This window comes from Streptomyces fradiae (assembly GCF_041270065.1).
In the GTDB taxonomy this organism is placed as follows: Bacteria; Actinomycetota; Actinomycetes; order Streptomycetales; family Streptomycetaceae; genus Streptomyces.
Genome location: NZ_CP065958.1, coordinates 1,914,437 through 1,931,815, shown reverse-complemented (window position 1 = coordinate 1,931,815; position 17,379 = coordinate 1,914,437). Strand labels below are relative to the sequence as shown.

Here is a 17,379-nt window from a genome sequence, read left to right as displayed (position 1 = left end):
GGAGAGGAAGGAAGGGCCGTAGACTGCCGTCCGTGGTGGACCAAGAGACCGTGCCAGGGCTTCCCGCGACCGGCTGGGCAGTGCTCGGACTGCTGTCCCACGGACGGGAGTTGTCCGGCTACGACGTCAAGAAGTGGGCCGACCGCTCGCTCGGGCTGTTCTACTGGAGCCCCTCCTTCAGCCAGGTCTACAGCGAGCTCAAACGCCTGGAGAGCAGCGGCTACGCCACCTCGCGGCTCGTCGCCCCCGAGACCGGCAGCCGCGACAAGCGCGTCTACCGCATCACCGGCGAGGGCCTCGCCGCCGTCCGCACCTGGGCCCGTACCGCCCCGCTCGACCCGCCGGTCCTCAAGCACGGGCCGATGCTGCGGCTCTGGCTCGGGCACCTCCTCGAACCCGAGCGGATGCGGGAGATCCTGGCCGCGCACCGGGAGTACGCCGAGGGCATGCGACGGCGGGCCGAGGCGGACGTGGCCGACGCGGGGGCGGACGAGGCGTGGGCGTACCCCCGGCTCACCCTGGCGTGGGCCGAGCGCTACTACGCGGCCGAACGCGACCTGGCCGACGCCATGCTCGCGGACATCGAGAAGCTGGAGGGGGACAAGTAGGCATGGCAATGAGTCTGCGCAAGGTCGAGGAGAGCGCTCCCGCGCTGGTCAGCCTCTACAAGAAGGCGGGGGACTCGCTCCGGCGGCACGGTATGGAGGGGCAGCGGGCCGCCGTCTACCTGGTCGTCGACTACTCCGGCTCCATGAAGCCGTATTACGCCGACGGCACCGTGCAGGCCCTCGCCGACCGGGTGCTCGGGCTCTCCGCGCAGCTCGACGACGACGGACGGGTGCCGGTGGTCTTCTTCTCCACCGACATCGACGCCGAGACCGAGATCGAGCTCGCCGACCACGAGGGGCGGATCGACCGGATCGTCGCCGGTCTCGGGCACATGGGAAAGACCAGCTACCACCTGGCCATGGACGCGGTCATCGACCACTACCTCGACAGCGGCACGGACGCGCCCGCGCTCGTCGTCTTCCAGACCGACGGCGGGCCGATCAACCGGCCCGCCGCCGAGCGGTACGTCTGCAAGGCGGCCCGGCTGCCGCTGTTCTGGCAGTTCGTCGGCTTCGGCGATCCCGGCAGCCGGCAGTTCGACTTCCTCCGCAAGCTCGACGAGCTCGCGGTGCCGGCGAAGCGGGCCGTCGACAACGCCGGCTTCTTCCACGCCGGGAAGGACCCGCGCAAGGTCCCGGACGCCGAGCTGTACGACCGGCTCGTCGCCGAGTTCCCCGGCTGGCTCGCCGCCGCCCGCGCCCAGGGCATCGTCCGGTCCTGAGGTGCTGGGAAGCCCGGTTGTACGAACCGGTAAACCGGTGGTCGGCCGGTTCCGGGCCGGGCGATAGTGACCGCATGAGTTCTCTTGTGCGCCACGTCACGATCGACTGTTCCGACGCCTACGCCCTGGGGTCCTTCTGGGCCCGGGTCCTCGACGCCAAGCTCTCCGACGAGGACAACCCCGGCGACCCCGAGGCCCTCCTGGAGACGCCGGGTGCCGCCCTGCTCTTCATCCGGGTACCCGAGAAGAAGTCCGTGAAGAACCGGATCCACCTGGACCTCCAGCCGCAGGACCGGACCCGCGACGAGGAGGTCGAGCGGGTGGTCGAGCTCGGCGCGAGCGTCGTCGACGACCAGCGGCGCCCGGACGGCACCGGCTGGGTCGTCATGGCCGACCCCGAGGGCAACGAATTCTGCGTCGAACGCAGCAAGTCCGAGCGCGCGGCGCAGTAGAGAAACGGTATCCGGAGTAATCCGGACGGAAGATGTCGGGATTCCGGTGTCTCCTGGAGGAATGGGAGACACCGGAACCAGCACCGCCCCGACCACCTGGGCGGCCTTCGAGGCCGCCGAGCCCGAGCTCGCCACCATCGTCCGCGAGCGCTTCGGCCAGTACACCCATCACGCCCTCGCCACCCTCCGCAAGGACGGCTCGCCGCGGCTCAGCGGCATCGAGGCCGACTTCCGGGCCGGTGAGCTGTACCTCGGCATGATGCCGAACTCGCGCAAGGCCCTCGACCTGCGCCGCGACCCCCGCTTCGCGCTGCTCGCCAACCCCGGGGAGGGGACGAGCATGGGCGGCGGCGACGTCCGGCTCTCCGGACGGGCGGTCGAGATCAGCGACCCGGCGAAGCTGGACTGGTACGCGACCGAGGTCGGCATGCCGATGCCGTTCCATGTCTTCCGGGTCGAGCTCACGGAGGTCGTCCGGACGTACGTCGACGGCGAGGAGATCGTCCTGCGCACCTGGTCCCCGGGGCACGGCGTGCGGACGCTCCGGCGCGGCAACGACGAGAGCCCGCCCCGCGAGGACCCGCGCTAGCGGCGCGTCGCCAGCACCTGGGAACGGCACCACGACGGCGTGCCCCAGGCGTCCCGCAGCGGCCGGGCCTTGCGCAGCCAGAGGGAGAGGTCGAGCTCCTCCGTGTAGCCGATGGCGCCGTGGACCTGGAGGGCGGTGGCGGCGGCCGTACGGGCGGCCTCGCCGGCCGTGACCTTCGCCGCCGCGAGATCACCGCTCGCGAAGGTGAGCGCCGCTCCGAAGAGCAGCGGCCGGGCGAACTCCAGGGCGAGCAGGGTGTCCGCGAGCCGGTGCTTGACCGCCTGGAAGGAGCCGATCGGGGCGCCGAACTGGGTGCGCTGCTTCGCGTACGCCACGGTGCGGTCCAGGAGCCCCCGGCCCACGCCCAGCGCCTGCGCGGCCGTCGCGAGCAGCGCCCACTCGCGGGCCTGGCGGGCCGCGGCGGTGACGGCGGGACCGGCCGCGAGGAGTTCGCCGCCCGCCACCGGCCGGGCGAGCCGGCGCACCGGGTCGGCCGAGATCCGCAGCTCCTCGTGACCGGGCGCGAGCCGCAGCTCCGCGCCCCGTACGACGAACACCAGGTCGGCGGCGTCCGGGTCGAGCGCGTACGGCGACACCTCGTCCACCGCCAGGGTCGCCACCGTCGTGCCCTCCGCGATCCCCGGCAGGAAGCGCTTGGCCGGGCCGGTCTCGCCCCGCCCGGCGAGCGCGGCGAGCAGCGCGCCCGCCGCGACCGTCTCCACCAGCGGCCCGGGCACGGCATGCCGGCCCACCTCCACGAAGGCGTGGGCGAGTTCCACCGGCAGCGGTCCCATCCCCTCGTACGCCTCGGGCACGGCGAGCGCGAACACCCCCGCCCCGCCGAGCCGCCCCCACAGGGCGCGCCCGGGCCCGGGATCGCCCGCGGCCCACGCCCGGAGCACCGCCGGAGTGCCGGCGGCGGTCAGCATCGCGTCGAGCGAAGCGGCGAAGTCGCGCTGTTCGTCGGTCGGCAGAAAGCGCATCAGCGACGGCCCTTCGGGAGGCCGAGCAGCCGCTCGGCGATGATGTCGCGCTGGATCTCGTTGGTGCCCGCGTAGATCGGCCCGGCGAGCGAGAAGACATGCCCCTCGGCCCACTCGGTGTCCGCCAGCTCCCCGTCCGCGCCCAGCAGATCGAGCGCGGTCTCGTGCAGGGCGAGGTCGTACGTCGACCAGAACACCTTGTTGAGGCTCGACTCGGCCCCGATCTCCCCGCCCGCCGCGAAACGGGACGCCCCGGCGGCCGTGAACAGCTGATAGGCCCGCGCCCCGATCACCGCGTCCGCGACCCGGTCGCGCAGCGCGGTGTCCGCCGGGTCCGCCGTCTCCCGCCACAGCCGTACGAGCCGGTCGGCCGCGGCCAGGAAGCGGCCGGGGGAGCGGAGGGTGAGGCCGCGCTCGTTGCCGGTGGTGGACATGGCGATCCGCCAGCCCTGCCCGGGCTCGCCGATGACGTCCTCGTCCGGCACGAACACCTCGTCCAGGAACAGCTCGGCGAAGGCCGGCCTGCCGTCGAGCCGCCCGATCGGCCGCACGGTCACGCCCGGCGCGCGGAGGTCGAACATCAGATAGGTGAGGCCCCGGTGCGGCCGGCCCTCGGCCGCCGGCGCCGGGTCGGTGCGGAAGATCCCGAAGGCCCGGTCGGCGAACGCGGCCCGCGAGGACCAGGTCTTCTGCCCGGAGAGCAGCCAGCCGCCGTCCGTCCGCACCGCCCGCGAGGTCAGCGACGCCAGGTCGGAGCCGGCCTCTGGCTCGGACCAGGCCTGCGCCCAGATCGTCCCGCCCCTCGCCATGGACGGCAGGACCCGGGCCCGCTGCTCCTCGGTGGCGTGCTCGAAGAGGGTGGGGGCGAGCAGGCTGATGCCGTTCTGCGAGACCCGGCCGGGCGCGCCCGCCGCGTAGTACTCCTCCTCGAAGGCCAGCCAGCGGAAGATGTCGGCGTCGCGGCCGCCGTACCGCTCCGGCCAGGAGACCACCGACCAGCGGCCGGCGGCGAGTTCGGCCTCCCAGGCGCGGTGGGCCGCGAAGCCCTCCGCGGTCTCCAGGGACGGCAGCGGCCTGGCCGGGACGTGGGCGCGCAGCCAGGCGCGGGCCTCCGCCCGGAAGGCGTCGTCCCCGGGTGAGCTGGTCAGGTCCATCGGCATCCTTCCCTAACAAGTGTTTGGTAGGTTAGCGTGCCTCCATGAGCAGCGCCATGAGTAGCGCCATGAGCAGCGTCGAGGAGTTCCGCACCGCGATACGCGACTGGCTCCGGTCTCAACTCACCGGCGAATTCGCCGCGTTGAAGGGACTCGGCGGACCGGGTCGGGAGCACGAGGCGTTCGCCGAACGGCTCGCCTGGGAACGGCACATGGCCGCCCACGGCTGGACCTGCGTCGGCTGGCCGAAGGAGTACGGCGGGCGCGGCGCGAGCATCGAGGAGCAGCTCGCCTTCCACGAGGAGTACGCCCTCGCCGACGCCCCCGCCCGGGTCAACCACATCGGCGAACAGCTCCTCGGCCCCGCCCTCATCGACCACGGCACCGAGGAGCAGAAGGCCCGCTTCCTGCCCCCGATCCGGGCCGTCGAGGAGCTGTGGTGCCAGGGCTACAGCGAGCCCGACGCCGGCTCCGACCTCGCCGCCGTCCGCACCCGCGCGGTCCGCGACGGCGACGAGTGGGTCGTGCACGGCCAGAAGATCTGGACCTCGCTCGCCCACGAGTCCCAGTGGTGCTTCGTCCTCGCCCGGACGGAGCCGCGCGCCGAGCCACGCACCGAACCCCGCGCGGAGTCCCGTACCCCCGGCTCCCGCCCGCACGCCGGGCTCTCCTACCTCCTCGTCCCGCTCGACCAGCCCGGCGTCGACATCCGGCCGATCGTGCAGCTCACCGGCACCAGCGAGTTCAACGAGGTCTTCTTCGACGGCGCCCGCACAGCGGCCACGCACGTGGTCGGCGCGCCCGGCGACGGCTGGCGGATCGCCATGGCCACCCTCGGCTACGAGCGCGGCGTCTCCACCCTCGGCCAGCAGGTCGGCTTCCGCCGCGAACTCGAAGCCCTGATAGTCCTCGCCCGCGCCAACGGCGCCGCCGCCGACCCGCTGATCCGCGACCGGCTCGTCCGCGCCTGGACCGGACTGCGCACCCTGCGCGCCCACGCCCGCACCGGCACCGAACCCTCCCTGGCCAAGCTCTCCTGGTCCCACTGGCACCGGGACCTCGGCGAGCTCGCCATGGACGTGCGCGGCGCCGCCGCCACCCTCGCCGCCGGCGAACCGTACGAACTCGACGCCTGGCAGCGCCTGTTCCTGTTCTCCCGCGCCGACACCATCTACGCCGGGTCGAGCGAGATCCAGCGGAACATCATCGCCGAGCGGGTGCTCGGCCTCCCGAAGGAGCCGCGCGCATGAGCCCTCGCACACCTCCGCCGCCCTATGTCGAGGGCCACGGCCTGCTCGCCGGCCGCACCGCCGTCGTCACCGCCGCCGCCGGCGCCGGCATCGGCGGCGCCACCGCCCGCCGCCTCCTGGAGGAGGGCGCCCGCGTACTGATCAGCGACGCCCACGCCCGCCGCCTCAAGGAGACCGAGACCGCCCTCGCCGCCGAGTTCGGCGCCGACCAGGTCGCCGCCCAGACCTGTGACGTCACCGACGAGACCCAGGTCCAGGCGCTGTACGACACCGCGATACGGCTCCACGGCGGCCTCGACGTCCTGGTCAACAACGCCGGCCTCGGCGGCACCGCCCCGCTCGTCGACATGACCGACGAGCAGTGGAACCGGGTCCTCGACGTCACCCTCACCGGCACCATGCGCTGCACCCGCGCCGCCCTCCGTCACTTCCGGGAGACCGGCCGGGCAGGCGTCATCGTCAACAACGCCTCCGTCGTCGGCTGGCGCGCCCAGGCCGGCCAGGCCCACTACGCCGCAGCCAAGGCCGGCGTCATGGCCCTCACCCGCTGCGCCGCCGTCGAGGCCGCCGCGTACGGCGTCCGCGTCAACGCCGTCGCCCCCTCCCTCGCCATGCACCCCCACCTGGTCAAGGTCACCTCGGCCGAGCTGCTCGACGAGCTGACCGCCCGCGAGGCCTTCGGGCGGTACGCCGAGCCCTGGGAGGTCGCCAACGTCATCGTCTTCCTGGCCGGCGACTACTCCTCGTACATGACCGGCGAGACGGTCTCGGTCAGCAGCCGGCACCCGTAGGACAACAATGGACGTGTGCCAACGACCAAGCCTTCCCCGAAGAAGAAGACCCAGGTGACCGCCTCGCCCGAGCGGCGCCGCGAGCTGCTCGACACCGCCGCCGAGGTCTTCGCCGCCCAGGGCTACAACGCCACCACCGTCCGCAAGATCGCCGACGAGGCGGGCATGCTCGCCGGCAGCCTCTACTACCACTTCGATTCCAAGGAATCGATGCTCGACGAGATCCTCTCCACCTTCCTGAACGAGCTCTGGGACGGCTACGACACCGTGCTCGCCGCCGGGCACGGCCCCAGGGAGACCATCGAGGCCCTGGTCACCGAGTCCTTCCGGGAGATCGACCGGCACCGCGCCGCCGTCGCCATCTACCAGAAGGAGGCCCGACACCTCTCCGACCAGCCCCGCTTCCGCTACCTCGCCGACTCCCAGGTCAAGTTCGAGAAGGCCTGGCTCGGCACCCTGGAGCGCGGCGTCGGGTCCGGCGTCTTCCGCGCCGACCTCGACATCCGGCTCACCTACCGCTTCGTGCGCGACACCGTGTGGGTCGCCGCGAGCTGGTACCGCCCGGGCGGGCAGCACAGCCCGGACGAGATCGCCCGCCAGTACCTGTCGATGGTGCTCGACGGAATCGCCGTACGCACCCCCTAGACATACGGACACACCAGGAGGAACAGCCATGGCCGAGGCCTACATCGTCGACGCGGTCCGCACCCCGGTGGGCCGCCGCAAGGGCGGACTCGGCGCCGTCCATCCGGCGGACCTCGGCGCCCACGTCCTGAAGGCGCTCGTCGCGCGCACCGGCATCGACCCGGCCGCCGTCGAGGACGTGGTCTTCGGCTGCCTCGACACCGTCGGCCCGCAGGCCGGCGACATCGCCCGCACCTGCTGGCTCGCCGCCGGGCTCCCCGAGGAGGTCCCCGGCGTCACCATCGACCGCCAGTGCGGCTCCTCGCAGCAGGCCGTCCACTTCGCCGCCCAGGGTGTGCTCTCCGGCACCCAGGACCTGGTCGTCGCCGGTGGCACCCAGAACATGACGATGATCCCGATCGCCTTTGCCTCCCGGCAGGCCGCCGAACCCCTCGGCCTCACCGAGGGCCCGTACGCCGGCTCCGAGGGCTGGCGGGCCCGCTACGGCGACGCGCCGGTCAACCAGTTCCACGGCGCCGAGCTCATCGCCGCCAAGTGGGGCATCGCCCGCCGCGACCAGGAGGAGTTCGCCCTCCGCTCGCACCGGCGGGCGCTGCGCGCCATCGACGAGGGCCGCTTCGAGCGGGAGACCGTGCCGTACGGGGCCGTGACCGTCGACGAGGGCCCGCGCCGCGACACCAGCCTGGAGAAGATGGCCGGACTGAAGCCGGTCGTCGAGGGCGGCACCATCACCGCCGCCTGCTCCTCCCAGGTCTCGGACGGCGCGGCCGCGATGCTGCTCGCGAGCGAGCGCGCGGTGCGCGAGCACGGACTCACGCCGCGGGCCCGGATCCACCACCTGTCGGTGCGCGGCGAGGACCCGATCCGGATGCTGTCCGCGCCGATACCGGCCACCGCGTACGCCCTGAAGAAGACCGGCATGACCATCGACGACATCGACCTCGTCGAGATCAACGAGGCCTTCGCCCCGGTCGTCCTCGCCTGGCTCAAGGAGACCGGCGCCGACCCGGAGCGGGTCAACGTCAACGGCGGCGCCATCGCCCTCGGCCACCCGCTCGGCGCCACCGGCGTGAAGCTGATGACGACCCTGCTGCACGAACTGGAGCGCACGGGCGGGCGCTACGGACTGCTGACGATGTGCGAGGGCGGCGGGCAGGCGAACGTGACGATCATCGAGCGACTGTAGTACGTACGTGAGCGCGGCCCGCACGGACCGCGCTCACGCTGTCGTCAGCCGACCAGGCGTTCCCGCAGCCCCACCAGGGTGCGCAGGTCCAGGCCCAGGCCCTCCGTCACGTACCGGAACAGGGTGCCGTAGCCGGCCTGGACCTCGGCGAGGGCCGCGTCCAGGTACTCCTGGCGGACCTCCTGGAGCGGGATGATCAGGTCGGGGTTCTGCATGAGGCCGCCCTGCTTCAGGCCCTCCCGGACCCGGGCGTCGTAGGCCGCGCGGAAGGTGTTGGAGGCCAGATAGTCCTCGGTGGCCGCCCGCTCCGGCACGCCGACGAGCATGAGCAGCAGCCAACTCGCCCAGCCCGTACGGTCCTTGCCCGAGGTGCAGTGGTAGAGCTGGGGCGCGGCGCCCGGGGCGGCGAGCTCGCGCAGGGTCGCCCCGAACCGCGCGCGGTTGTCGGCGTCGGTGACGAAGGTGCGGTACACCTCCGTCATGAAGGCCGCGGCCCGGCCGCCGCCGAGCATCTCCTCCTGCCGGACCGGGTCGCGCGAGCCGATCGCGGCGAGCAGCCGCCCGTACAGACCGTTGTCGGTGACGGACCGGGAGACGGCGGTGACCCCGGCCGGCAGCCGGTCGGCCCCGTCGTACTGCACCTCCAGCGGGATCCGGAAGTCGACCACCCGGCCGAGCCCGAGCCCGCCGAGGGTCGCCACGTCGGCGTCGGTCAGCTTGCCGAGGTGGTCGCCGCGGTAGACGAGCCCGTACCGGACCCGCTCGCCGTCGTAGGTGCCGTAACCGCCCAGGTCACGGACGTTGACCGCGCCCTGGAGCGGGATCTGGCGGATGGTGCTTGTTGCGATACGGGGCCGTGGTCGGGGCCGGGGCGAGGCCAGGACGGGTGGGGCGGCGACCGCGAGGAGAGCGGTGGCGCCGGCGGTGCTCAGCAGTGCGCGTCTCGACAGTGCGCGTCTCGGCAGAGACATGGCTGACTCCCTACGTGGATGGAAGGGTACGGAGCACGTGCGCGGCCTCGGACATGATCCGGGCGACGAGTTCCGCGCAGCTCGGCAGGTCCTCGATCACCCCCGCGACCTGTCCGGAGGCCATGACGCCGAGGTCGGTGCGGCCCTCGACCATGGAGGCCTTCAGGAGCATCGGGGTGTTCGCGGCGAGCAGGACCTGGCTCCAGGACAGGTCCTTGCCGTGGCGCATCGCGAGCCCGTCCCGGACCATCGCCGCCCAGGACAGGCCGCTGAGCCGCCGGAACCCGGCGGCCCGGCGCACCGCCTGCGCCAACCCCCTTACCCGGCCCGCCCGTTCGAGCTCCGCCACCATCTCGGTGCGCAGCATCCGGTGCGGCAGCCCGTCGACGGCGGTCGTGACGGTGACGTCCTTGACGGTCGCCGCCAGGTACTTCGCCTTGACCGCGTCCGGCACGGTCGAGTCGGAGGTGAGCAGGAAACGGGTGCCCATCGCGACGCCCGCCGCGCCGTAGGCGAGCGCGGCGACCAGGCCCCGCCCGTCGTGGAAGCCGCCCGCCGCGATCACCGGGATGTCGACGGCGTCCACCACCTGCGGAAGCAGCACGCTGGTCGCCACCTCGCCGGTGTGTCCGCCGCCCTCGCCGCCCTGCACGACCACCGCGTCCGCGCCCCACGCGGCGACCTTCTCGGCGTGCCGGCGCGCCCCGACGGAGGGGATGACGACCACCCCGGCGTCCTTGAGCTCGGCGATCAGCTCGCGGGAGGGCGCGAGGGCGAACGAGGCGACCTTCACGCCCTCCTCCACGACGATCCGCACCCGTTCGCGCGCGTCGCCGGCGTCCGCCCGCAGGTTCACCCCGAAGGGGCGGTCGGTCCGGGACTTCACCTCCCGTACGGCGGACCGGAGTTCGGGCACGGTCATGGTCGCGGAGGCGAGGATGCCGAGCGCGCCCGCGTCGGCGGTGGCGGAGACGAGCCGGGGCCCGGCGACCCAGCCCATGCCGGTCTGCACGATCGGGTGCTCGACGCCGACGAGCTCGGTGAGCGCGGTCTTGATGCGGGGTGCGGGTGCGTCCATCAGGACCTGACCTCGCGGTTCCGCGACCCCTGCGGGTCGATGACCTCGCGGATCAGGCGCAGCTCGTCGGAGGTGGGCTCCCGGGTGGCCGGCACCTCGGCGTCGACGGCGAGCTCGAAGCCGGTGGCGGCCAGGACCTCGTCCACGCTCACCCCCGGGTGCACGGAGGCGAGCCGCATCCGGTGGTCGGGGGTCGCGAAGTCGAGCACCGCGAGGTCGGTCACGACGCGGGGGAGGCGGTGGTAGGGGCCGACGGCGTGGTCGTAACCGACTCCGCTGATCATGTCGACGCGCTCGACGAAGACCCGTGGCGAGTGCCGAGGGATCCAGTAACTCACCGGATTGTTCAGGGTGTTGACGGGTGCGCCGCGCACCCCGAGCAGCTGCCGGGCGGGCCGGTCCCAGTCGCCGATGCAGGAGATGTTCTGGTTGCCGTAGCGGTCGATCTGACTGGCGCCCATCATCACGTGCCGCTTTCCGCCGGTGACCATCGTGAGGTGGCGGCGGTACGGCAGCCAGCCCTCGGGTCGCCCGTCGAGGCCGATCAGCATCGCCTCGCCGTCGGTGAGCAGCAGGTCGGGGGAGAAGGTGCGCTTGGCGAGCCGGGCGCCGAGGGCGGGGATCAGGCCCATGGGGCTGGCGAGCACCTCGCCGTTGTCGCGCCAGGCCTCGGCGCAGGCGATCACGCAGTACTCGGCCCGGGTGATCGTGCCCGTGGGCGTCATCGCGTCTCCTCCTCGCGCCAGGCGCGGACGGCGGCCTGGTAGTCGTCCTCGCTCTTGCCGCTCAGGAAGCGTTCGGCGAACTCGGGCCAGGGGGTGGTCGCGTAGAGCTTCTGGAAGGGCTCGTCGCGGTCGTGGTCGGGGACGCAGGAGGTGAAGTGCGCCCCGTTCGGGGTCTCGACGACGCCGGTGACGCTGTGCCGGCCGACCAGCAGGGTCTGGGGGAGGACGTCCGCGCCGAATCCTTCGACGATCCGCTCGCAGGAGACGTACGCGGTGTCGGCGGCCTCGCAGAACAGGTCGTCGAAGTACGGGTCGGGGCCCAGGTACTGCCCGTTGCCGAGCCGGTCGGCGCGGTTGAGGTGGACCAGGGCCGCGTCCATCCGCAGCGCGGGCACGGCGACGAACTCCTCGCCGTCCGCGTACGGCGAGGTCACCGTGCGCAGCTCCGGGTTGACCCGCATGACGTCGGAGCCGAGACCGGCCCGGACGGGCAGGAACGGCAGCCGGTTGGCGGCGGCGTGCAGGCCCCACATGAACATCGCCTCGTCGAGCTCGGTGAGCGCGAACGCGCCGCGCTCGCGGGCGGCCCGGAAGTGCGGTTCGAGGGGGATGGAGTCGAGGGTCGCGAAGGGCGCGACGAGCCGGCGGATCCGGCCGGCGGCGGCGAGCAGGCCGACGTCGGGGCCGCCGTACGAGATGACGGTGAGATCGCCGATCTCGGACCGGAGCAGCGCTCTGACAAGGGCCATCGGCTTGCGCCGCGAGCCCCAGCCGCCGATCCCGATCGTCATCCCGGAGCGCAGCCGCCCGACGACCTCGTCCACGGTCATGGTCTTGTCGGTCACCGGTCCTCACCGCCCCTTCCGAAGCCGTCGCGGACCCGGTCGGCGACCCCGCTCAGGGCGGCCTCGAAGGTGAAGCCCTGCTCGAAGCGGTAGCTGCGGCGCACGTCGACCGGGTCGATGCCGTTGATGGCGGCCTTCGCGAGGCGGATGAGGGTCCCGTCCTTCGCCGCGATCTCGCCCGCCAACTCCAGGGCGGCGGACAGAAGTTCCTCGCGCGGGACCACCTTCCACACCGAGCCGTGGGCGTGCAGCTCGGCGGCCGTGGCGGTGCGCGAGGTGTAGTAGAGGGCGCGCATCAGATGCGGGGGCACGAGCCGGGCGAGGTGGGTGGCGGCGCCGAGCGCGCCCCGGTCGAGCTCCGGGAGCCCGAAGCTCGCGTCCTCGGCGGCGACGATCGCGTCCGCGTTGCCGACCAGGCCGATGCCGCCGCCGAGGCAGAAGCCGCCGACCGCCGCCACCACCGGCACCTCGCAGTCGTAGACCGCGGCGAAGGCCTCCGCGCAGCCCCGGTTGACGGCGATGAGCGAGCCGTGGCCGGGGTCGCGCTGGAGCTCCTTGATGTCGACGCCCGCGTTGAAGCCGCGGCCCTCGGCGGCGAGCACGACGCAGCGGATCTCCGGGTCGCGCCCGGCGGCGCGGACGGCGTCGGCCAGCTCGTACCAGCCTTGCACGGGAAGGGCGTTGACGGGTGGGAAGTCGACGGTGATCAGTGCGACGCCCTTGTCCGGGCGTGAGGTGGAGACACCCATGAACGGATCAGCTACCTTTCCACCAAACGTTTGTTAGGTGACGCTGGGAGGAAGGTAGCAGCCGATGGAGCTGGACGGGAGGGTCGCCGTCGTCACCGGCGGAACCCGCGGGGTCGGCGCGGGCATCGCCCGGGCCTTCCTGCGGGCCGGCGCCGAGGTCGTCGTCTGCGCCCGCAGACCACCGGACGCGCCGGTCGTCGAGGCGGGCCGCGCGGCCGTGTTCGAGGCGGTCGACCTGCGCAGACCTGCCGAGGTCGGTGACTTCCTCGCTCGGGTCGGCGAGCGGTACGGGCGGATCGACACCCTCGTGAACAACGCGGGCGGCACGCCGTACCGCCTCCTGGGCGAAGGGCGTGGCGAACAGCACGCGCGGGTCGTCGAGTTGAACCTCACCGTGCCGCTGCTTGTGTCCCTCGCCGCGTACGAGCGGCTGCGCGCCGCCCGCGGCTCGATCGTCATGATCGGCAGCGTCAGCGGCACCCGGCCCTCGCCGGGCACCGCCGCGTACGGCGCCGCCAAGGCCGGCCTGGAGAACCTGGCCCGGTCCATGGCCGTCGAATGGGCCCCCGAGGTGCGGGTCAACACCCTCGTCCTCGGCATGGTCCGCACCGAACTGTCCCACCTGCACTACGGCGACGCCGACGGCATCGCGGCCGTCGGCCGCACCGTGCCGCTCGGCCGGCTCGCCGAACCGTCCGACATCGGCGAGGCCGCGGTCTTCCTCGCCTCCGAGCGGGCGGCGTACGTGTCGGGAGCCTCGCTGCTCGTGCACGGCGGCGGGGAACGCCCCGCCTTCCTGGACGCCGCAACCGTCAACAAGGAGGACTGACATGGGTCTGTGCGACGCACGCGTGGTCATCGTGACGGGCGCCGGCCGTGGCCTCGGCCGCGCCCACGCGCTCGCCTTCGCGGCCGAGGGCGCCAGGGTCGTCGTCAACGACCTCGGCGTCGGCCTCGACGGCCGGCCCGACGCGGACAGCCCGGCGGCGCTGGTCGTCGAGGAGATCCGCGCGGCGGGCGGCGAGGCCGTCGCGCACGGCGGCGACATCGCCACCGAGGAGGGCGCCGGCTCGCTCGTGCGCACCGCGCTCGACACGTACGGGCGGCTCGACACCCTCGTCAACAACGCCGGGTTCCTGCGCGACCGGATGCTCGTCAACCTCGGCGAGGACGACTTCGACGCGGTGCTGCGGGTGCACGTGAAGGGCCACTTCCTGCCGCTGCGGCACGCGGCGGCGTACTGGCGCGCCGAGTCCAAGGCGGGGCGCGCCGTGGCGGCCCGGGTCGTCAACACCACCTCCGGCGCGGGCCTCCTCGGCAGCGTCGGCCAGGGCAACTACGCCGCCGCCAAGGCCGGCATCGTCGGCCTCACCCTCGTCGCCGCGGCCGAGATGGGCCGCTACGGCGTCCAGGTCAACGCCATCGCACCCGCCGCCCGGACCCGGATGACCGAGCACACCTTCGGCGACCTCCAGGCCCTCCCCGAGGACGTCTCCCCGCTCGTCGTCTGGCTCGGCTCCGCCGCCTCCGCCGGGGTCACCGGCCGGGTCTTCGAGTCCGAGGCCGGCCGCCTCACCGTCATGGAGGGCTGGCGCCCCGGCCCCACCACCGACAAGGGCACCCGCTGGACCCCGGCGGAGGCGGGCGAGGCGGCCCTGAAGCTCCTGTCGGCGGCGGAACCGCCCCAGCCGGTGTACGGCGCGTAGCGCGGCGGCGCCGGGGGCTCGGGCTCGCCTGGACCGGGTCCGGAGCCTGGCCCCCGGCATCGCCCCCGGCTCCGGGGGAGGCGGTCCTCAGCCGCGCTGACCCTGGCCCGCAGGGCCTGGGCGCCTGCCTGGACCGCGTCCGGAGCCCAGCCCGCCCGGCTCCCCCCCCCGCGTTCCGCCCGGCGGGAGATGGGCTCCGGGGCGGCCCGCAGGGCCCGGGTGCGCCTGGGACCGCGTCCGGAGGTGCCCGGGCGGCCCCTAACGGCACCTCGGCGTCGTCCACTCCAGGCGCCTCCGGACCCGTGGGTCCGTCACGTGCGGCAGGGCCGCGAGGGCCGTCTCGCGGGCCGGGCCCTCCGGGTCGGAGTCGGCGAGGAGGCTGGCCAGCGGGTCGACGGCGCGCGGGTCCTGGCGGAGGGCCAGGCCGCGGGCGGCCTCGGCGATGGTCTCCGGGTCCGGGTCGGCGAGGCGGGCGGCGAGGGCCTCGCGGGTCGCGGGGGTGTCGTCCGGGAGTTCGGCCAGGGCGAGGGTGGCCCAGTCGCGGACCCGGGGGTCGGGGTCACGGCTCAGAGCGGTGATCCGTTCGAGCGCCGCCGCGTCGCCGGGCGGGACGATGCCGGCGAGGGCGGCCGCGACCTCGCGCCGTACCTCGGCGTCGGGGTGCGCGGCGAGCGCGAGGAGTTCGGGCACGGCGGCGCCGTCACCGCACCGCCCGAGCGCCACGGCCACCGAGACCGCGGGCTCCCGGTCCCCGGCGGCCATCACCTCCGCCGTCTCCGCCGCAAGCCCGCGCAGCACCGGCACGGCGCCCGCCTCGTACCCCGGAAGCGCCGCCAGGACCCGCGCGCCCAGCGCGCGGCGCAGCGGGTCCGGGCTCGCGCACCACGCCGTCGCGGTGACGAAGACGGTCTCGGGGGCCGCGGCCCCGGACCCGGCGGACTGGGACCCCGACCCGGGCTCGGACCCGGACCTGTGCCCGGATGCGCCCCCGGTCCCGGCCCAGGCGGACCCGGACCCCGGCCCGGATCCCGGCCCGGACCCGGCCCAGGCGGACCCGGACCCCGGCCCGGACTCGGACTCGGACCCGGACCTGGCCTGGGACCTGTGCCCGGACCCGGGCTCGGACCTGTGCCCGGATGCGCCGCCGGCCCCGGACCCGGCACCGGACCCGCCCGCCCCCGCGGCCAGCGCCTCCACCGCCGTCGTCCAGTCGTCCCGGCCGGGGTCGCCGCAGCGCAGCGCGCGCTCGGCCAGGACCTCCGGTGGGGCCGGTTCGCCCAGGGCGCCCTCCAGGAGGGTGGCGATCGCCGCGTGGCCGGTCTGGCGTTCGTCGCCGCGGCTCGGCGCGCCGTCCTCCCGCAGCAGCTCGACGACGACGGTGATCCCGCCGTCCTCCGGCACCCGCCGCACCACCGCCTCGTACGTGTCGGCGGCGCCGCCGCTCTCCACCAGGCCGCGCCGCAGGACCGCCGCCATGTCGACGCCGATCCACCGCCGGGCCTCGTCCAGGGCCTCGTCGAGGGCCTCCCGCCGGTGCCCCGCGCCGTGTTCGAGCAGGGCCCGGACAAGGGAGGGCGAGCCGCGCCGGGCGGCGGCGGTCAGCGGGGCGAGTCCGTCGGGCCCGGGCCGGTCCGGGTCGGCGCCGGCCGCGAGCAGGACGCGGGCCGTCCCGGTGTGCCCGAGCCGTACCGCCCAGGCGAGCGCGGTGAAGCCGTACCCCTCCTCCTGGTCCGGCTCCGCGCCCGCCGCGAGCAGCGCCCGAACGACCTCGGTGTGCCCGCCGCAGGCCGCCCCGCACAGCGGCAGGTCCCCGTCGTCCGCGCCGCTCGCCCGCCCCGGGTCGGCCCCGGCGGCGAGCAGCAGCCGCACCGCGCCCGGCTGGTTCTCGACGGCCGCCCGGTACAGCGGGGTCTCCCCGTCGGCGTCCCGCCCCTCGGGGTCGGCGCCCCCGCGCAGCGCCACGACCACCGCGTCGTCCCCGGCCTCACTCCACAGCGTGTCGAACAACGTGCTCATGCGCCCGACCCTCACCCGGAACACCCGAACGGCGCAAATGGATACGACTTACCGCCCGGCTACAGCCACGGCTACGGCGCGCAGTCGAGGACCGTCCCGCACACCCCGCACCGTGCCTTCACCCGCCGCGTCCCCGCCACCCGCAGCCGCTGCCCGCACACCGGGCACGGGAACACGCCGTCCCCGCCATGGGCCCGGGCCCGCCGCCGCGCCGCCCAGCCCGCACCCGCCAGCGGCGGGCGGCGCCAGTCCCGCGCGGCCTCCGCCCGGCCCCGTATCCACGCCTCGTACGCCACCGCGCTGGTGAACCACGGCGAGGGGTCCTCGCCGAAGACCTCGGCCCGCTTGGCGAGCACATAGCCGAACTCCTCCGGCGTCAGATAGCCGAGCTTCTGGCTGGACATCCCGTCCTGCCGGAACGCGTCGAGGAGCAGCCAGCCCGCGCCGAGGTAGGTGGCCACGACGTCCGTCAGGATCTCGTTCTCGGCGACCGTGGGCCGCTCCAGACCGAGCCGGTGCAGCAGCACATGGGTGATCTCGTGGGCGAGCGCGGCGCCGATGTCCCGCTGGTGCGCGGGGCGCGCGAAGCGCTCGTTGAGCTCGACGAAGTATTCCGGGCCCGCGCCCAGCTCCACGCTCGCCGCGTGCTCCATCGCCCGGAAGCTCACCACCATCCGCGCCTCGGGCAGCCCCAGATGCCGCACCAGGGCGCGGGCCACCCGCTGGGCGCCCAGATGGAGCCCGTCGGTGGGGTCGAGCAGCACGTCGGAGGCCGGGATGCTCAGCTCGTAACGCCGCACGCCGTCGGGGGAGAGCCGCCGGTAGAGCGCCGTGATGGCGGAGCGAACCGTGTCGAGGTGCGGGAACCCGTGCACGACGGGGGAGGATTCGTCGCTGTGCGGCATCCAG

General features: G+C 74.2%; 18 protein-coding genes and 1 pseudogene. 10 read left to right on the top strand and 9 right to left on the bottom strand.

Translation table 11 applies throughout. The annotated features are described in order from the left end of the window. The first annotated feature begins 32 nt into the window (after window positions 1-32). From JAO84_RS08665 to JAO84_RS08650, 4 genes and pseudogenes are all read left to right on the top strand, one after another. Window positions 33-608 (top strand): PadR family transcriptional regulator, encoded by a 576-nt coding sequence (locus tag JAO84_RS08665; protein ID WP_370411902.1) that lies wholly within the window; start codon window positions 33-35, stop codon window positions 606-608. Between the two features lie 2 nt (window positions 609-610). Beyond that, window positions 611-1,330 (top strand): VWA domain-containing protein, encoded by a 720-nt coding sequence (locus JAO84_RS08660; protein ID WP_370411900.1) that lies wholly within the window; start codon window positions 611-613, stop codon window positions 1,328-1,330. A gap of 74 nt (window positions 1,331-1,404) precedes the next feature. Next, a pseudogene (locus tag JAO84_RS08655) lies at window positions 1,405-1,776 on the top strand (VOC family protein); the annotation flags it as partial. A 67-nt stretch (window positions 1,777-1,843) separates the two neighbouring features. Then, a complete protein-coding gene (locus JAO84_RS08650; RefSeq protein ID WP_370411898.1) occupies window positions 1,844-2,371 on the top strand; it encodes a pyridoxamine 5'-phosphate oxidase family protein in 528 nt (175 codons plus the stop codon). Here the strand turns inward: JAO84_RS08650 and JAO84_RS08645 are convergent. Beyond that, complete coding sequence (locus JAO84_RS08645) at window positions 2,368-3,354, bottom strand: acyl-CoA dehydrogenase family protein (protein ID WP_370411896.1); 987 nt, start codon at window positions 3,352-3,354, stop codon at window positions 2,368-2,370. The genes JAO84_RS08650 and JAO84_RS08645 overlap by 4 nt on opposite strands. Next, complete coding sequence (locus JAO84_RS08640; RefSeq protein WP_370411894.1) at window positions 3,354-4,508, bottom strand: acyl-CoA dehydrogenase family protein; 1,155 nt, start codon at window positions 4,506-4,508, stop codon at window positions 3,354-3,356. The genes JAO84_RS08645 and JAO84_RS08640 overlap by 1 nt, the downstream gene beginning before the upstream one ends. A gap of 56 nt (window positions 4,509-4,564) precedes the next feature. On the opposite strand from JAO84_RS08640, the gene JAO84_RS08635 reads away from it, so the two are divergent. Genes JAO84_RS08635 through JAO84_RS08620 form a run of 4 tightly spaced genes read left to right on the top strand, consistent with a single transcriptional unit; the run spans window position 4,565 to window position 8,380 of the window. Then, window positions 4,565-5,758: an acyl-CoA dehydrogenase family protein gene (locus JAO84_RS08635; RefSeq protein WP_370416692.1), complete on the top strand. Its 1,194-nt coding sequence runs from the start codon at window positions 4,565-4,567 to the stop codon at window positions 5,756-5,758. Beyond that, a complete protein-coding gene (locus tag JAO84_RS08630; RefSeq protein ID WP_370411892.1) occupies window positions 5,755-6,549 on the top strand; it encodes an SDR family oxidoreductase in 795 nt (264 codons plus the stop codon). The genes JAO84_RS08635 and JAO84_RS08630 overlap by 4 nt, the downstream gene beginning before the upstream one ends. 15 nt (window positions 6,550-6,564) lie before the next feature. Next, window positions 6,565-7,194: a TetR/AcrR family transcriptional regulator gene (locus tag JAO84_RS08625; RefSeq protein ID WP_370411890.1), complete on the top strand. Its 630-nt coding sequence runs from the start codon at window positions 6,565-6,567 to the stop codon at window positions 7,192-7,194. 28 nt (window positions 7,195-7,222) lie between these two features. Beyond that, on the top strand, window positions 7,223-8,380 hold the full coding sequence (locus JAO84_RS08620) for an acetyl-CoA C-acetyltransferase (RefSeq protein ID WP_370411888.1): 1,158 nt from the start codon (window positions 7,223-7,225) through the stop codon (window positions 8,378-8,380). A gap of 44 nt (window positions 8,381-8,424) precedes the next feature. On the opposite strand, the gene JAO84_RS08615 is transcribed toward JAO84_RS08620, so the two are convergent. Genes JAO84_RS08615 through JAO84_RS08595 form a run of 5 tightly spaced genes read right to left on the bottom strand, consistent with a single transcriptional unit; the run spans window position 8,425 to window position 12,748 of the window. Then, complete coding sequence (locus JAO84_RS08615) at window positions 8,425-9,351, bottom strand: tyrosine-protein phosphatase (RefSeq protein ID WP_370411886.1); 927 nt, start codon at window positions 9,349-9,351, stop codon at window positions 8,425-8,427. Between the two features lie 10 nt (window positions 9,352-9,361). After that, the gene (locus tag JAO84_RS08610) at window positions 9,362-10,408 is read right to left on the bottom strand and encodes an NAD(P)H-dependent flavin oxidoreductase (RefSeq protein WP_370416691.1); all 1,047 of its coding nucleotides are present in this window, start codon (window positions 10,406-10,408) and stop codon (window positions 9,362-9,364) included. Window positions 10,409-10,428: 20 nt separating this feature from the next. Next, complete coding sequence (locus tag JAO84_RS08605; protein WP_370411884.1) at window positions 10,429-11,154, bottom strand: CoA-transferase subunit beta; 726 nt, start codon at window positions 11,152-11,154, stop codon at window positions 10,429-10,431. Next, window positions 11,151-11,999, bottom strand: coding sequence for a CoA transferase subunit A (locus JAO84_RS08600; RefSeq protein ID WP_370411882.1), 849 nt, complete (start codon window positions 11,997-11,999; stop codon window positions 11,151-11,153). Before JAO84_RS08600 ends, JAO84_RS08605 begins: the two co-directional genes overlap by 4 nt. Further along, window positions 11,996-12,748 carry an enoyl-CoA hydratase family protein gene (locus JAO84_RS08595; protein ID WP_370411880.1) on the bottom strand — a complete coding sequence of 251 codons (753 nt, stop codon included), beginning with the start codon at window positions 12,746-12,748 and terminating at the stop codon, window positions 11,996-11,998. Before JAO84_RS08595 ends, JAO84_RS08600 begins: the two co-directional genes overlap by 4 nt. Before the next feature lie 64 nt (window positions 12,749-12,812). Here JAO84_RS08595 and JAO84_RS08590 point away from each other — a divergent pair, with 64 nt between their 5' ends. Further along, window positions 12,813-13,577: an SDR family oxidoreductase gene (locus tag JAO84_RS08590; protein WP_370411878.1), complete on the top strand. Its 765-nt coding sequence runs from the start codon at window positions 12,813-12,815 to the stop codon at window positions 13,575-13,577. A 1-nt stretch (window position 13,578) separates the two neighbouring features. After that, window positions 13,579-14,454: an SDR family oxidoreductase gene (locus JAO84_RS08585; RefSeq protein ID WP_370411876.1), complete on the top strand. Its 876-nt coding sequence runs from the start codon at window positions 13,579-13,581 to the stop codon at window positions 14,452-14,454. A gap of 258 nt (window positions 14,455-14,712) precedes the next feature. Here the strand turns inward: JAO84_RS08585 and JAO84_RS08580 are convergent, their stop codons facing one another. Then, on the bottom strand, window positions 14,713-16,470 hold the full coding sequence (locus JAO84_RS08580; RefSeq protein ID WP_370411874.1) for an ankyrin repeat domain-containing protein: 1,758 nt from the start codon (window positions 16,468-16,470) through the stop codon (window positions 14,713-14,715). A gap of 71 nt (window positions 16,471-16,541) precedes the next feature. Further along, a complete protein-coding gene (locus JAO84_RS08575; RefSeq protein ID WP_370411872.1) occupies window positions 16,542-17,375 on the bottom strand; it encodes a hypothetical protein in 834 nt (277 codons plus the stop codon). Between the last annotated feature and the right edge of the window lie 4 nt (window positions 17,376-17,379).

Coding starts and splice junctions, on each gene's coding strand:
- JAO84_RS08595 (WP_370411880.1), bottom strand. CDS start 12,748: ATGGGTGTCTCCACCTCACGCCCGGACAAGGGCGTCGCACTGATCACC.
- JAO84_RS08590 (WP_370411878.1), top strand. CDS start 12,813: ATGGAGCTGGACGGGAGGGTCGCCGTCGTCACCGGCGGAACCCGCGGG.
- JAO84_RS08650 (WP_370411898.1), top strand. CDS start 1,844: ATGGGAGACACCGGAACCAGCACCGCCCCGACCACCTGGGCGGCCTTC.
- JAO84_RS08585 (WP_370411876.1), top strand. CDS start 13,579: ATGGGTCTGTGCGACGCACGCGTGGTCATCGTGACGGGCGCCGGCCGT.
- JAO84_RS08660 (WP_370411900.1), top strand. CDS start 611: ATGGCAATGAGTCTGCGCAAGGTCGAGGAGAGCGCTCCCGCGCTGGTC.
- JAO84_RS08580 (WP_370411874.1), bottom strand. CDS start 16,470: ATGAGCACGTTGTTCGACACGCTGTGGAGTGAGGCCGGGGACGACGCG.
- JAO84_RS08620 (WP_370411888.1), top strand. CDS start 7,223: ATGGCCGAGGCCTACATCGTCGACGCGGTCCGCACCCCGGTGGGCCGC.
- JAO84_RS08630 (WP_370411892.1), top strand. CDS start 5,755: ATGAGCCCTCGCACACCTCCGCCGCCCTATGTCGAGGGCCACGGCCTG.
- JAO84_RS08640 (WP_370411894.1), bottom strand. CDS start 4,508: ATGGACCTGACCAGCTCACCCGGGGACGACGCCTTCCGGGCGGAGGCC.
- JAO84_RS08615 (WP_370411886.1), bottom strand. CDS start 9,351: ATGTCTCTGCCGAGACGCGCACTGTCGAGACGCGCACTGCTGAGCACC.
- JAO84_RS08605 (WP_370411884.1), bottom strand. CDS start 11,154: ATGACGCCCACGGGCACGATCACCCGGGCCGAGTACTGCGTGATCGCC.
- JAO84_RS08635 (WP_370416692.1), top strand. CDS start 4,565: ATGAGTAGCGCCATGAGCAGCGTCGAGGAGTTCCGCACCGCGATACGC.
- JAO84_RS08575 (WP_370411872.1), bottom strand. CDS start 17,375: ATGCCGCACAGCGACGAATCCTCCCCCGTCGTGCACGGGTTCCCGCAC.
- JAO84_RS08645 (WP_370411896.1), bottom strand. CDS start 3,354: ATGCGCTTTCTGCCGACCGACGAACAGCGCGACTTCGCCGCTTCGCTC.